This window comes from Geobacter sp. PheSNFMC, from assembly GCF_059620965.1.
This window is the reverse complement of record NZ_JCAMRN010000038.1, coordinates 19,146-30,736: the sequence shown is the minus strand read 5'-3', so window position 1 is coordinate 30,736 and position 11,591 is coordinate 19,146. Positions and strand designations below refer to the sequence as shown.

The window sequence follows — 11,591 nt, the reverse complement described above, 5'->3', positions numbered from 1 at the left end:
CCGGCGAGATGTAGACGAACAGAGCATCAGATTGCTGCTCAAAACCGCGCATACTGTTTCTCCTGTAATATCAGTGAGATATGCGCGGCATCATAACACAAAACCGAATCAAATTGTACGTAAATACAGTGAGTTTTTCAAAGACCTGTTAGAGTTTATGTTGTTTTTCAGAATGGTGCTCGGTTTGAATGTTAGAATTCTTCTGGCCTCAATGGTGATGGCATCACCAGTTTGAGGATTCCTGCCTTTGCGGGCGTGCTTGTTTTTGATTTCAAATTTTCCGAAGCCGGATATCTTTATATCCTCTCCGATCTCAAGGGTGTTCTTCAGAATGCTGAAAACCAACTCGACCATTTCTATGGAATCTTTCTTCGAAATCCCACACCGGTCGGAAACTTTTTCAACAATATTTGCCTTAGTCATTATTGCTCCGTTTACCAGGAAATGATTGAAAAACCCCTCCCCCGGTTCGGGGGAGGGGAGAGGGGACAAAGTTACTCTATGTTGATAGAGATTCTCAAGGTGAAATATTCAGATCTGCTTCGGATGATCAAGCAAATGCAAGAATGGAGCTATTCTCCATCTGCATTAGTATCCTGCGGTTTGGGTGACAGAATGTCCAGTAACAAGGCTTCCCACTTCAAAAGGGCGTCCTTTTTCTCATTGTCATAACGATATTTATTGTAAACTCCGACTATGCCTGGCTTGATGTGATTTATGACCTCTTCGCCAACTTCGTCTGTAATGCCAACTCGTGCCATATTTGTGCGTGCAGTACGGCGAAGGTCATGCGGCGACCACGGCTTCATCCCGAAGTAAGGTTCTTTGCGCGCTTTTATTTTTCTGTTCCCAACAACTTTCACGACATTTTCGTCCAAGTAACCTCGATTTATGGCTTGTGAAAGAGTGTTCTCGGAAATATGGCCTCTTTTCCCTCGGCCAGATGAGAAGATGTACCCTTTACCTTGTCCGATCAGCTCCAGAGCAGTGTCAGTCAAGTAGACTCTGTGCTCACGCTCATTTTTGCCAGCAACCTCTGCAGGGATAGTCCACCATCTGTCCTTGATCTGATCACGGTGAATTTGTGCAACTTCTCCGGGGCGCTGAGCGGTTACCAGAATCAATTTAAGCGCACGCTTGACCTCGGTAGAGCTTGGTCCCTTGCTGATTTCTTCCCACGCCTTCACGATTTCGTCGTCATCAAGATGCCGGTCGTCAGTTTTGGGGGCAATCTTGGGGACAGATGCTGTGATCTCCTGGAACGGCTGAATCTCCGCCCACTCTTGCCGACAGGCATATTTGAACATTTGTCTGCCAAATTTCATCACGTTACGAGCCGATCCCGGGACCTTGGATGCAATTTGCTCGATGAGAGAAACAGCATGCTTGTGTCTGACAGAGGAAATTTCCATTTTGCCGATACCGGGAATGATGTGGGTCTTGATAGCGCTAAGGATAGTTTCTCGCCATCGAACTGAATGATTCTCCTTAGAGTATTTGACGTACCATACCGCAGCGAGCTGTTCTACGGTTATCGGGGTGTATCCTTCGGGGAGTTCATCCTCTATCAGGGAATCAAAGGAATCTTTTTCCAGTTTCTCAGCAGCAAGGGCTGCAGCTTCAGCTTGAAGTCTAGCCTCATTTGCCAATCGAGATTGTTCCTCGATAGCTGTTCTTTTTTCCTCGCGTGGATCGATGCCGTTCTTGACGAGTTTATATGCGTCGTTGTAAGCTATCCGGGCATCACCCAAGGACATGGCGGGATAATTGCCGAGCAGTAGGTACCCCTTCTGCTTGTTCAGTTCAAAGATATACATAAATGTCTTTGTTCCTGAAGGCAGCACCTGGATCGCGAATCCTCGGCCCTCTCTTACGACATATTTTTTATCTTGAGGTTTGAGAGAGGTGAGGTAACGGTCGGTAAATTGTTTCATCGTTTTCCCCATTTTCTTTGCATCCGTTTTGCATCCGTTTTGAGTGTCGCTTGACCCCTTTGCATCCGTTTTGCATCCGTTTTATGGTTGGCAAGCGGGGAGGCAGACTGAAACATATGGAAACAGAAAATAAGGTAAAACATGAAATATGTCAATAGTATAGAGTTCGGTGGTGATAAAGACAGAAGCTTTTTGAAAGATGCTGAAACATCAAAATGTCAGCTTCCCAAGCTGAAGGTCGCGGGTTCGAATCCCGTTTCCCGCTCCAGAAAAAACAAGGGGTTAGGCACATTGCCTAGCCCCTTTTTGCTGTTCTAAGATATGCACTGTTCTAAAATTGTTCTAAACGACTTTCGTTGGAAACGGAGTAGCGTTTGACCATAGTCGCAGCCTATCCCTTTGTGGGTGGAGGAATTTTTTTAAGTGACTTTCGGGTGACTCTTGCTGGCGGGCATCAAATAGATAGATGTCTTAAGTTTATAGAGGTTTCCGATACCCTCGGATTATTCCTGGCTGGAGATATCTCATTCTGGAAAAAGTGCTTACCGAAGATCAAAGATGAAACGGCAGGATTTACTGCCAAAAACATATTGGAAATAGAGGGTCCTTTCAATCAGATTCTAAATATGGAAGCGATAGACTTTTCCGGAAGACCGGCGGGCGCTATAGGATTTTTCATGGAACCTGGCACGGAACCGGTTATTTTTTCAACTCGCATAGTTCCACAGAATCATTGTGAGTTATCAGGTTGTACTCCAGAACGCTCAATAGTGATTGGGAAAGGAGCCGAAATCCCAGGGATAAATACCTTGATCAATAATTCATTTAAAACGTATTCAGCTCACTATGGCGATGATTTATACCTTATAGCAGCAGGAATACGGAGAGAAATACTGAACATCCTAATGCAGGAACCAGACGGTTTTAAGAAGTACGGTGTTTCGCCATGTTTAGCAGTTTCAAAATTAGAAAATGATAGATTTATCGTCTGTGGTGAGATGGTTGATGGGATTACTCTGGGCAATAAGAGCTCTTTCTTCTTCAGTTATTCTTATTCAGAAGATGTGGGTAAATTTTATTTAAAGGACCATGTCTCCGGGGAGATGTCAACTTTGGTTGATATCGACAACCTTGAATTTGATATAGAAGGTGATATTTTTGATCCAGAAAAATTAGATGCTATGTGATACGGAAGTGAGGGGGCATGGGTACGGGTGGTCAAAACGCAATAAAAGGTTTCTTATTCCAAGGGATTATTTGCCTTGTGGAGATGTTAGATGATGAAAATTGGATAACAGTTACGGTTGAACCAGATGTGGGGTCAGAGATAGTTGACATTGTTTGGTCCTATCCAGGATCAACTAAAGCTGTACAAGTAAAATCCTCAATCAATAAATTTTCGAAGGCAGACATTGACGCTTGGGCAAAGGAGTTGTCATCTCATGCTGCTGATAATCATGAGCTGGTTCTGATAGGTCCATCGCCGGCAAAGTTGATTGACGACACATACCACGGTGTCAAGGTTCGGCACCCTCGCGCATATACCATCGAAGATCTGATAAAACAAGCAGCTCATGTCGTCGATAAATACTACTCGAGTCGCTGGGGCGGCGTTCTTCAGTGGTGGCAAAGAGAAATGGCTGTGCTGGCTCTTATTGCACTGCTCCTTGTAAACTCTACTAAAGGCAAACAGTATACTAGGGAAGATCTGCATGCGTTTTTAAGGGAAGGATTTAAAGCGGCTTCTGTTGACATTGAAAAAGAGCTGGAAGATTTAGAGGTGTTTAAACGGTTTTTCGGATTTGAGGCTAAGCCTGAGCTGAGGCATCTAGTATTCCAGTTTTATAACTCTAGTAGGTATGACATAGATAGACAATTAATAAAAAAAGCAAAAGACCATTTTTGTGTTAACTCAGACGGTTCATTAGGTATACAGGTTTCGGTTATGGACCGGATTGGTTACTGGATGATGGTCCTGCTTTACATATTTATGGTTTCTTTCTCAATTGTCATATTGATCTGGACACCAGTCTTATATAAATCAATAGGGGGTTTCTTATTCGGAATGACTCTTTGTATACCGTTTTTGCGTTGTATCTGGGCATTCTCAGCAACAAAAAAGATACAAAAACTGCTGTCACGTAGATCATAAGTATTGCTGTCACTAGTGAGAAGTAATGGATTTTATGTGTAATGATCTTCTCTGACAATTGCTAGTTCGTAACGAACACCCCGACCCTTGCCGATTCGTTTCAGTACCCCCCACTCATATAGCTGGTCCAACTCGCGAAATGCCGTGCCTTTGCTGGTATGCGTCATAGATGCATACTTCTTTGTTGTAAGCCCGCCCTCGAAGCCGCCGGGACCTTCCTCTAGCAAGCGGTTGATTACCTTCTTCTGTCGATCGGTTAGCTTAAGGTGGTCGTACCGCCGCCAAAACTCAGACCGGGAAAACACCCCATCCAAGATATCTTCTGATCTGCGGATGGCTCTTGAAAAGCAGCCGAGAAACCAGACCAGCCAAGGCGTGATGTCGCAGGTGCCTTTCTGACATCGCTCCAGGATGTCGTAATAGTCTTCTCGGTCAGCCATGATCTGTGCGGAGAGACTGTAGGCCCGCACCCTTTGCAGGTCATCCTGAGAAAGGGCCATATCGGTCAGAGCGCGAGCCAGTCGGCCATTGCCGTCGTCAAATGGGTGTATAGTAACGAACCAGAAGTGCGCCAAGGCCGCCCTGATGATTCCTTCCACACTCCCGCGCGATTCCTGCCACCACGTCAGAAACTGTTCCATTTCTGTAGGCACCTGACCACTGGGGGGGGCTTCAAAATGCACTCGCTCTCGACCGATTGGACCGGAGATCACCCGCATTGGTTCAGTACCTTCCCGCCACTTGCCAACCTGGATTTTGTGCAATCCGGAATATCCCGAAGGAAACAGAGCTGCCTGCCAACCCCATAGCCGTTCGGCTGACAAGGGCGAGTCACAATTCTGCGTAGCGTCCATCAGCACCGAAACTAGATCGTCAATGCGGCGGTCTACCGGAAGTCCAGCGGTGGGGATGCCAAGCCGGCGGGCGACAGACGATCGCACCGAACGCGGGTCTAGTTGTTCCCCTTCGATCGCGGACGTCTTGATGGTTTCTTCCACCAATATTTCAGCCTGAGCCTGTAGCTCCAGTGACAGGCCCAAACCTGCAACCCTTGTCATCAGCCGACCCTGGGCTAGACGGCATTCGCTTAGAGGAACCAGAAGTTGTTCAGCGTCCCAAGAAAAACCAGGCCACTCGTTTCTTTGCCAGATATACCGCACCATGAATCACCTCATAAATCGCACCAATAAATGATGCGATTAGATGACCTTATCATGCAGGGATATCGAGCGCAACAATTTCTGTGGAATTAGGTTCCGGAATTTTAAAAATGCCGAAATTAATGGCCAGTCATTTCCGGGGACGAACAAATGATTAGAGGCAGCCCTAAAGCCTATGGTGAATTACGAAAATGGAGGGAAGACAAATGGCTACTACCCAGAAAAAATTACGAAAGCCCCCGGTGTCGCAGAGCCGGGTGCAACTCAGCTGTGAGATTTCGAAGGATGCCCACCAAAAGCTGAAGATCTTCGCTGTAAAGCGGGAAAAAAGTATTCTCCAGATTGTAGAGAGCCTGATTTTCAGACACTGCAACGTGTAGTTGCGGTGAGGAGACAACGAAGGAAGGGCTATGGCCCTTCCTTCTCGCTTTGAGTGGAGTCGCTTTTGGTAGGTTCGGCTGAGCCTTCACTGCTTGTTGGTGTTGGCGGCATCTTCAGTGCTCCAGCCAGGGCGTCCACCGCCTTGCTCAAATGGTTTGGAGCCAAGTGGCTGTATCGCATCGTCATGGCTAGGGTTTTATGCCCCATTAAGCGAGATACGGTGGCAATATCAACTCCAGCCATGACCAGATGACTGGCAAATGTGTGCCGGAGGGTGTGGAATACGACATCGTTGCCGAAGCCGGTATTATCGGCTGCAGTGCGAAACGACCGTTTTAGATCCAGGAACCGCTTGTCCGTTTTGAAGTTGAAGAATACGTGTGGAACCCCGTCCTTACGTGGGAGCCCATTCAGCATCTCTCGTAATGGCTCATTGATCGGTATCTTGCGCAACTCCGTGTTCTTGGTTTTGTACAAGGTGATGAATCCGTGCTCCAGGTCCACCTGGCTCCATTTGATACTGAGAACCTCCTCTTTTCTGCAACCGGTGTGAACCGCGAAGATGATGATGGGTTTCAGGTGTTGCTGCTGCATGTCGGTACCGCAGGCTGCTAGTAATCGATCAATCTCGTCCCGCGAAAGAAATCGGTCGCGCTTCATGGTTTCCCTGAACATCTTGACCTTGTGAACCTCAGTACACATGCTGGCACTCGCCAGCTTCCAATCCACCGCCTTGGTGAACATGTTTTTCAGACACCCGATCCGACGGTTAACGGTTCCCTCGGAAAGGCCGCTCGAACGCAGTTTCATCTGATACTGCTCCACAAACTCAAGGGTGAAGAATTTCAGGGGCAGCATACCGAAGTCTTCCCGCATCATCTTTAGTAGGCTCTTCTTGTTTCGGAACCCACGCTGATGTTGGCAAAATTCTTCATATTTCTCCGCGAGCTCACGAAAATTACTATCTTTGACGCGAATCACCTCGGGGCGCTGCCCCTGTTGAACCTGATGCTTCCGCTGGATCAGCAGTGCTTCTGCATCCCGGAATTTCGTGCTGCGACTTGTTTCTTTGATTTGCCTGCCATCCAATCCGGTATAGTGAATCCACCAGATGTTGCCACGCTTATAGATTCCTTTTTTTGCCATTACTGCGCGACTCCTCCCCCGGTAACGGCAGGACTTGCGATTCCTCCCGCAAGATGCTATTAAATCGGTCAAGCCTCCCGCACAGGGGGCTTGACCTCTTTTTCAAGCCCACCAGTACGGAATTTTTGGTTAGAACAATCTTTAGAACAGTGGTTTTCAAGTTGTTGAAAATGAAGGAATTTTTGCTAGGCCTTCAGATTTAACAACTGAAGGTCACGCCGCTCTCGACAACTTGTTTTTCTGGAACGGGATACCCACTGCAGGGGTCGCCTGCTCCTTGGTCCACTTGTCGATGTGCGACTTGTAGAACCGCGGATATCGTCCCGCGTGAAAATGTGGGATGGCTTTGTACTGCACCTGCTTGTAGACCCACGACTTGTCCACTTTCAGGTAGGTTGCCAGACGGGGGACGTCGAAGATCTCCTCCGAGTCGGCTTTAACAGTGGTATTCGTGGGCATTACCGCGGCGAGACGGGCGGCAACCGCCTCAGCGATAGCCTCAATATCTTCCGGTTCGAGCAGGGTTCTCATCACTACCTCCTCCATACGTAATTCATCATCTGCCCCCATCGTAGCTATTGGATTTCAAAATGAAAAAGCCCCTGCTATCTGACACGAAAGCAGAGGTAAATTTTTCATTCCTCAGCAAAATCCGGTGGCGTTCTACATCAGCCCCTTTTCAACGAATGAGAGATAGGAAGAGGCTCCGATAATAATGTGGTCCAAAACGCGTATCCCCACCAGTTCGCCCGCTGCCACCAGCCGTTTCGTTATTTCCAGGTCTTCTCTGCTGGGAGTCGTGTCACCGGATGGGTGGTTGTGAATCAGAATCAGGGCAGCGGCAGAAGACAGCATAGCTCCTTTGAAAACCTCCCGCGGGTGGACGATGCTCTGATTAAGGCTTCCGACTGAGATCCGGTCAAAGCAGATGACCCGATTTTTCCCGTCCAGGTGAAGAGCAATGAAATGCTCCTTGGTTTCGTTCTCCAGGTCCGAGAACACCTCATGGACTTGGCTGGGAGAGTTGAACCGTGTGCTGGTGAGGTAGCCGGGTGCACCCTCCCGGATCACCTGGCGCTCATACACTGGACGAAGTGAACGGAGTCGAATCGTTTTAGCGGCAGCGTCGTCGGTGCCAAATATGGTCTGCAAGGTTCCCATTGCATCCCTCATCTCGCACCAGCAGTTGCCAGAAACAAGATGCCGAGGAGTCCGACTCCGGTGATGACGGCGGCGACGTAGGGCCATCGGGTGCTTGTTCGGGAATTAAAGCGATTGGGGCGTACAAAGTTGTTGCGGCTCTCCTTTACGTCCAAGCCTATCAGGCCGCATTTGCTGTGTTTCTTTTTCATTTGCCACATGGTTCCTCCAATGACAGGGGGGCAGGAGGATCAGACCTCCCTGGTCCCTGCAAAACGATTGTGATTAGGCTGCCGTCTTGAGCTTCTGTCTTTTCAGCTCCTTCACCTCCAGCTTCGTATATCCTGCACGGGGCTTGCGGACCTGTCCGTAGATTTCGGGAAAATCCGATTGAAGCAATTTTGAATCTACTGTTTCCGACGGCCCGATAGTCGAAACTACAATGGTGACATGCTCGGTGTTACCCCGGAACCGGTCGCCAAAGAAGGTGATTATTTCGCCTTTCAGGTATTTCATCTCCCGGTCGATCTCCGCTTTACCCTCGGAGAGCTCTGCATAGCGCTGGGCCATGTGGTCTACCTCAGGTGGGACAGTAATCGTCTCACCACAAAAGGCGGGGCAGTCATGACGGTAATCGCAATACCCGCAGAGGATGCCCACCTCGATTTGCGGCTCTTCCTCCCCGTGCAGCGCAGCCAGCATGTGTACCCCCCTGTTGAGAAGATATTCGTACACCTCCGGCTGAGGAGCATAACCGCCGAACTCATGAACAGCTCCGGCATTGACATCTACTGCCAAAACGGAACCACCAATGCGGGCTTTTGGGTAATGGTCACGAAGGAGCCCCAGTTGGAAATGAAGCTGGTCGATCCATGTGGGGTACGGTTCGTCAGGGATGCCATCGACGCTCTTGACTTCAACGACGTGCATCCCGGCATCTTTCCCCCGACCAAGGAAAACGAAATCCAGATGTGCCTTGAACGGTTGTACGTGGTGAATCACTTCCATTTGCTGCTCGAATTTTGCGCCGCCGGCAGTGAATATCTTCGCGAGGAGATCCTCGGCCAAGTGCCCGCGGTTCATGCGCATGAGGGTCCTGGTGGTGTGCTCCACTGGTTCGAGCTTCCCCTTTATTACCTTGCGGGGACAGGTCCCGATATCGGAAGCCCCTATATAAAGCGTCCGGTCGCCGAGGTAATTGGATTTTCGCCGGTTGAGGTTCTGGAGCGCCTTATCGAAGAACTGTTGGATACTCATGCCGCCTCCTTCATGCCGGTCCAGACCCACGACTTGATTTCGGGTTCCCACCGGAAGCCGATGGACTTGAGGAAGTCTTTGTGGGTGAACGACTTGGCAGCGATGTAACCGCAATCTTCATCCAGTTCATACTTGATGCTCTTGGCAGCAAGCATGTTGGCGATGTCGGCAAGGGTGTACTCACCCTTTGGCTGGTCACCTTGCTTTGGTGTCGGGCCTATAGGCGGCCACCCATCATCAGCTTCATTCGGAGCGGGCTCGGGTCCCGGTTCTTTCCCACGATCAGGTACCGTTGAGAATTCGGCCTCTATCGAGGGTGAAACGACAAGGTCGCCACCAGCTGTCTCAAAACCAGCTCCCATCTCTTCGGGAGAGTACACCCCATGGATGTTGAACGCCTTGCGCAGCGCCTGGGATTCAGCAACCTTCTTCAGCATGGTCTCCGGTTTTTCGCTCCAGAAGCGGGTCGGTTGTCCATCGTTGTTCTTCTGGACGTACTCGGAATATGAGACCTGGACTGCAAAGGGTTTATCGGAATCCTTCCGCCACACTCGACACTCGGCTAGAAGATCTTTCCGGTATTCCCATCGGCCATTTACCAGTTGTGGGACTTCCTGGATGTTGGCGGTGGTCTCCATACCGGCCAGTTGGCTGGAGCGGTGGGCGATGGAGAGAAACCCGTCTCGCCCTACCATCGGCTCTATTTTTTCCACCCACTGGTTGTTGATCTTCTGCCGCCGGGGAACAAAGTAGATCTCACGGGTGATCGGGTTTAGCCCCAGCTCCTTTGCCACTGCAAAGCAGTACTGCTGTTCAGCGGGACTCCCCCCCGCCGGGAAAAACTGTTTCTTGATGACAACCAGTTCCTCCTGTGAAAACTCAATCTTGGCTAAAGCATTGCTCATTTTGTATGCTCCTCTTGAATTGATATGGATCATAGATTGCGGGAGATGGCCCAGACGTCCAGGCCGAGGCCAATGAAATCCCGCTCGTCCAGATGGTGGCTGATCGCTGCCCGCACTTCGTCACGCGCTAACAGAAGATCCTGCACGGACAAAGAGAGGGCCTTTTCTCCCAGTCGATGGGCGATTTCCGACAGCACGCTTTGCATGGAAATGGCAAAAACCAGCTCCGAGGGGTTGGCGGCGATGTCTACCAACTGGAGAGACAGGCGGGTTACGATTTCCTCGTGGGGCATGTGCACCTCCTAACCCATAGGCTCGACTGAGACGGTATAGACGCCCATCTCGTGATAGGCCAAGAAGTTGGATTGCCACAGAGCGAACATCTCTCGGCCTTTGCCAATGGGGAATTCCACCCCGAAGTGCTGGAACAAGCCCAGTGAGAAATCAAAATCCAGTTCTTTGGCCAGTTCGGCGAATGGGGGCCTTCCGACGTAGGCGAAATCTGTGATGTACTCGATGGTCCCATCAGGCCCGATGGACACCTCAACGGGGTGAAACCCGCCGGAGTCCGGGCAGTGTTCCGGGTCCCGGAACGAGATGACTGCCCCTGCTTCGGGTGGTACACCTGCTGTGTTAATCGTGTCCTGGATAAGGTGACGGAGCTTGTCGTTCATCGGCCAGGGCAACGTGTCTGTTCTCAAAATCATTCTTAATTCCTCCTGAACACGAAAGCCCATACCCGGCAAGGGTATGGGCTGTTCGAACGGTATATAGTTTTGGTCACTGTCGGGCTTTTCTTCGGATCTCCGGGGTAATGTAAGTTTCTATTGTGACGAGCAGACCAGCCATTACTGCAAGGTCGTCTGCGTAACCGAACACCGGCACAATGTCCGGTATTACGTCCACCACCCAGATCAGGTATCCAAGAGCCGAGATGATCAGGAGCTTTACCCACAAGGGGGTAAACGGCTCCTTGAATACCCAGTACAGGATCATCGCGTTTTCTTTAACCGCTCCACCGATCTCTGAGAGCTTGTCTTTAAAGGCAGATTCAGAGAAGTATTGGCGATAACGGCTGTAGTTATCATTTGGCATCCTCGCCTCCCATCTCATAGACGAGCCTGTCCCGGAAGTCCGGATGAAGCTTCGATAACCATGGAGCATCATCAATGACAAAGCTGATGCCAAACTGGTTGTTGAACAATACGCACGAGATGAAGCAGCGATTTTCCTTGTCGTAGCTGACGCCTTCCCACCTGGCATTAATCCACGGAGTTCCCATCAGTTCCACCGCATCGGCGTTGGTTGTTTCCGGGGTAACCGCGGCAACGTAGCCATCATCTTCAGGGTCATACTCCTCATATGCCTTGAGGAGTCCATCCATGACGGCGGTAAGACAACGGGCGATGCGCGGGGGGAGTCGAGGTCGCTGTGCCTCGATGTCGGCCAGGGAGCGGAAAGACAGCATAGATAATCCTCCTGTGTTTGGATTGCATTCCACAGGAGTAATATCTAT

General features: G+C 49.8%; 14 protein-coding genes. 2 read left to right on the top strand and 12 right to left on the bottom strand.

Translation table 11 applies throughout. From position 1 onward, the window contains the following. Positions 1-108 precede the first annotated feature (108 nt). Both AC6CDK_RS10110 and AC6CDK_RS10105 read right to left on the bottom strand, forming a co-directional pair. Positions 109-423: an integration host factor subunit alpha gene (locus AC6CDK_RS10110; protein ID WP_192905858.1), complete on the bottom strand. Its 315-nt coding sequence runs from the start codon at positions 421-423 to the stop codon at positions 109-111. Between the two features lie 149 nt (positions 424-572). Beyond that, entirely contained in the window at positions 573-1,946 is a 1,374-nt protein-coding gene (locus AC6CDK_RS10105) for a tyrosine-type recombinase/integrase (protein ID WP_226048491.1), read from the bottom strand. A 362-nt stretch (positions 1,947-2,308) separates the two neighbouring features. Here AC6CDK_RS10105 and AC6CDK_RS10100 point away from each other — a divergent pair, with 362 nt between their 5' ends. Together AC6CDK_RS10100 and AC6CDK_RS10095 are read left to right on the top strand one after the other, a co-directional pair. After that, positions 2,309-3,121, top strand: coding sequence for a hypothetical protein (locus AC6CDK_RS10100; protein WP_192905855.1), 813 nt, complete (start codon positions 2,309-2,311; stop codon positions 3,119-3,121). A 17-nt stretch (positions 3,122-3,138) separates the two neighbouring features. Beyond that, on the top strand, positions 3,139-4,086 hold the full coding sequence (locus tag AC6CDK_RS10095; protein ID WP_192905854.1) for a hypothetical protein: 948 nt from the start codon (positions 3,139-3,141) through the stop codon (positions 4,084-4,086). 32 nt (positions 4,087-4,118) lie between these two features. On the opposite strand, the gene AC6CDK_RS10090 is transcribed toward AC6CDK_RS10095, so the two are convergent. The 10 genes from AC6CDK_RS10090 to AC6CDK_RS10045 all read right to left on the bottom strand — a co-directional run bounded on the left by AC6CDK_RS10090 (position 4,119) and on the right by AC6CDK_RS10045 (position 11,543). Then, positions 4,119-5,249 (bottom strand): Fic family protein, encoded by a 1,131-nt coding sequence (locus AC6CDK_RS10090; RefSeq protein WP_192905853.1) that lies wholly within the window; start codon positions 5,247-5,249, stop codon positions 4,119-4,121. 405 nt (positions 5,250-5,654) lie between these two features. After that, entirely contained in the window at positions 5,655-6,773 is a 1,119-nt protein-coding gene (locus AC6CDK_RS10085; RefSeq protein WP_192905852.1) for a tyrosine-type recombinase/integrase, read from the bottom strand. Between the two features lie 213 nt (positions 6,774-6,986). Beyond that, the gene (locus AC6CDK_RS10080) at positions 6,987-7,304 is read right to left on the bottom strand and encodes a helix-turn-helix domain-containing protein (protein WP_226048490.1); all 318 of its coding nucleotides are present in this window, start codon (positions 7,302-7,304) and stop codon (positions 6,987-6,989) included. Between the two features lie 132 nt (positions 7,305-7,436). After that, positions 7,437-7,934: a RadC family protein gene (gene radC, locus AC6CDK_RS10075; RefSeq protein WP_192905851.1), complete on the bottom strand. Its 498-nt coding sequence runs from the start codon at positions 7,932-7,934 to the stop codon at positions 7,437-7,439. A gap of 264 nt (positions 7,935-8,198) precedes the next feature. Next, a complete protein-coding gene (locus tag AC6CDK_RS10070) occupies positions 8,199-9,170 on the bottom strand; it encodes a PD-(D/E)XK nuclease family protein (RefSeq protein WP_192905850.1) in 972 nt (323 codons plus the stop codon). Beyond that, positions 9,167-10,075 carry a phage recombination protein Bet gene (bet, locus tag AC6CDK_RS10065; RefSeq protein WP_192905849.1) on the bottom strand — a complete coding sequence of 303 codons (909 nt, stop codon included), beginning with the start codon at positions 10,073-10,075 and terminating at the stop codon, positions 9,167-9,169. The genes AC6CDK_RS10070 and bet overlap by 4 nt, the downstream gene beginning before the upstream one ends. 29 nt (positions 10,076-10,104) lie before the next feature. Beyond that, positions 10,105-10,368, bottom strand: coding sequence for a hypothetical protein (locus tag AC6CDK_RS10060; protein ID WP_192905848.1), 264 nt, complete (start codon positions 10,366-10,368; stop codon positions 10,105-10,107). A 9-nt stretch (positions 10,369-10,377) separates the two neighbouring features. Further along, positions 10,378-10,782 (bottom strand): DUF2787 family protein, encoded by a 405-nt coding sequence (locus tag AC6CDK_RS10055; RefSeq protein WP_192905847.1) that lies wholly within the window; start codon positions 10,780-10,782, stop codon positions 10,378-10,380. Positions 10,783-10,855: 73 nt separating this feature from the next. Continuing rightward, positions 10,856-11,170, bottom strand: a complete 315-nt coding sequence (locus tag AC6CDK_RS10050; RefSeq protein ID WP_192905846.1) for a YkvA family protein — start codon at positions 11,168-11,170, stop codon at positions 10,856-10,858. Continuing rightward, positions 11,160-11,543, bottom strand: a complete 384-nt coding sequence (locus AC6CDK_RS10045; protein ID WP_192905845.1) for a hypothetical protein — start codon at positions 11,541-11,543, stop codon at positions 11,160-11,162. The genes AC6CDK_RS10050 and AC6CDK_RS10045 overlap by 11 nt, the downstream gene beginning before the upstream one ends. Positions 11,544-11,591: the final 48 nt, after the last annotated feature.

Bases quoted from the DNA above. Each gene is read 5' to 3' on its own strand.
- AC6CDK_RS10110 (WP_192905858.1), bottom strand. From the start codon at position 423: ATGACTAAGGCAAATATTGTTGAAAAAGTTTCCGACCGGTGTGGGATT.
- AC6CDK_RS10105 (WP_226048491.1), bottom strand. From the start codon at position 1,946: ATGGGGAAAACGATGAAACAATTTACCGACCGTTACCTCACCTCTCTC.
- AC6CDK_RS10095 (WP_192905854.1), top strand. From the start codon at position 3,139: ATGGGTACGGGTGGTCAAAACGCAATAAAAGGTTTCTTATTCCAAGGG.
- AC6CDK_RS10090 (WP_192905853.1), bottom strand. From the start codon at position 5,249: ATGGTGCGGTATATCTGGCAAAGAAACGAGTGGCCTGGTTTTTCTTGG.
- AC6CDK_RS10085 (WP_192905852.1), bottom strand. From the start codon at position 6,773: ATGGCAAAAAAAGGAATCTATAAGCGTGGCAACATCTGGTGGATTCAC.
- AC6CDK_RS10080 (WP_226048490.1), bottom strand. From the start codon at position 7,304: ATGAGAACCCTGCTCGAACCGGAAGATATTGAGGCTATCGCTGAGGCG.
- radC (WP_192905851.1), bottom strand. From the start codon at position 7,934: ATGGGAACCTTGCAGACCATATTTGGCACCGACGACGCTGCCGCTAAA.
- AC6CDK_RS10070 (WP_192905850.1), bottom strand. From the start codon at position 9,170: ATGAGTATCCAACAGTTCTTCGATAAGGCGCTCCAGAACCTCAACCGG.
- bet (WP_192905849.1), bottom strand. From the start codon at position 10,075: ATGAGCAATGCTTTAGCCAAGATTGAGTTTTCACAGGAGGAACTGGTT.
- AC6CDK_RS10060 (WP_192905848.1), bottom strand. From the start codon at position 10,368: ATGCCCCACGAGGAAATCGTAACCCGCCTGTCTCTCCAGTTGGTAGAC.
- AC6CDK_RS10055 (WP_192905847.1), bottom strand. From the start codon at position 10,782: ATGATTTTGAGAACAGACACGTTGCCCTGGCCGATGAACGACAAGCTC.
- AC6CDK_RS10050 (WP_192905846.1), bottom strand. From the start codon at position 11,170: ATGCCAAATGATAACTACAGCCGTTATCGCCAATACTTCTCTGAATCT.
- AC6CDK_RS10045 (WP_192905845.1), bottom strand. From the start codon at position 11,543: ATGCTGTCTTTCCGCTCCCTGGCCGACATCGAGGCACAGCGACCTCGA.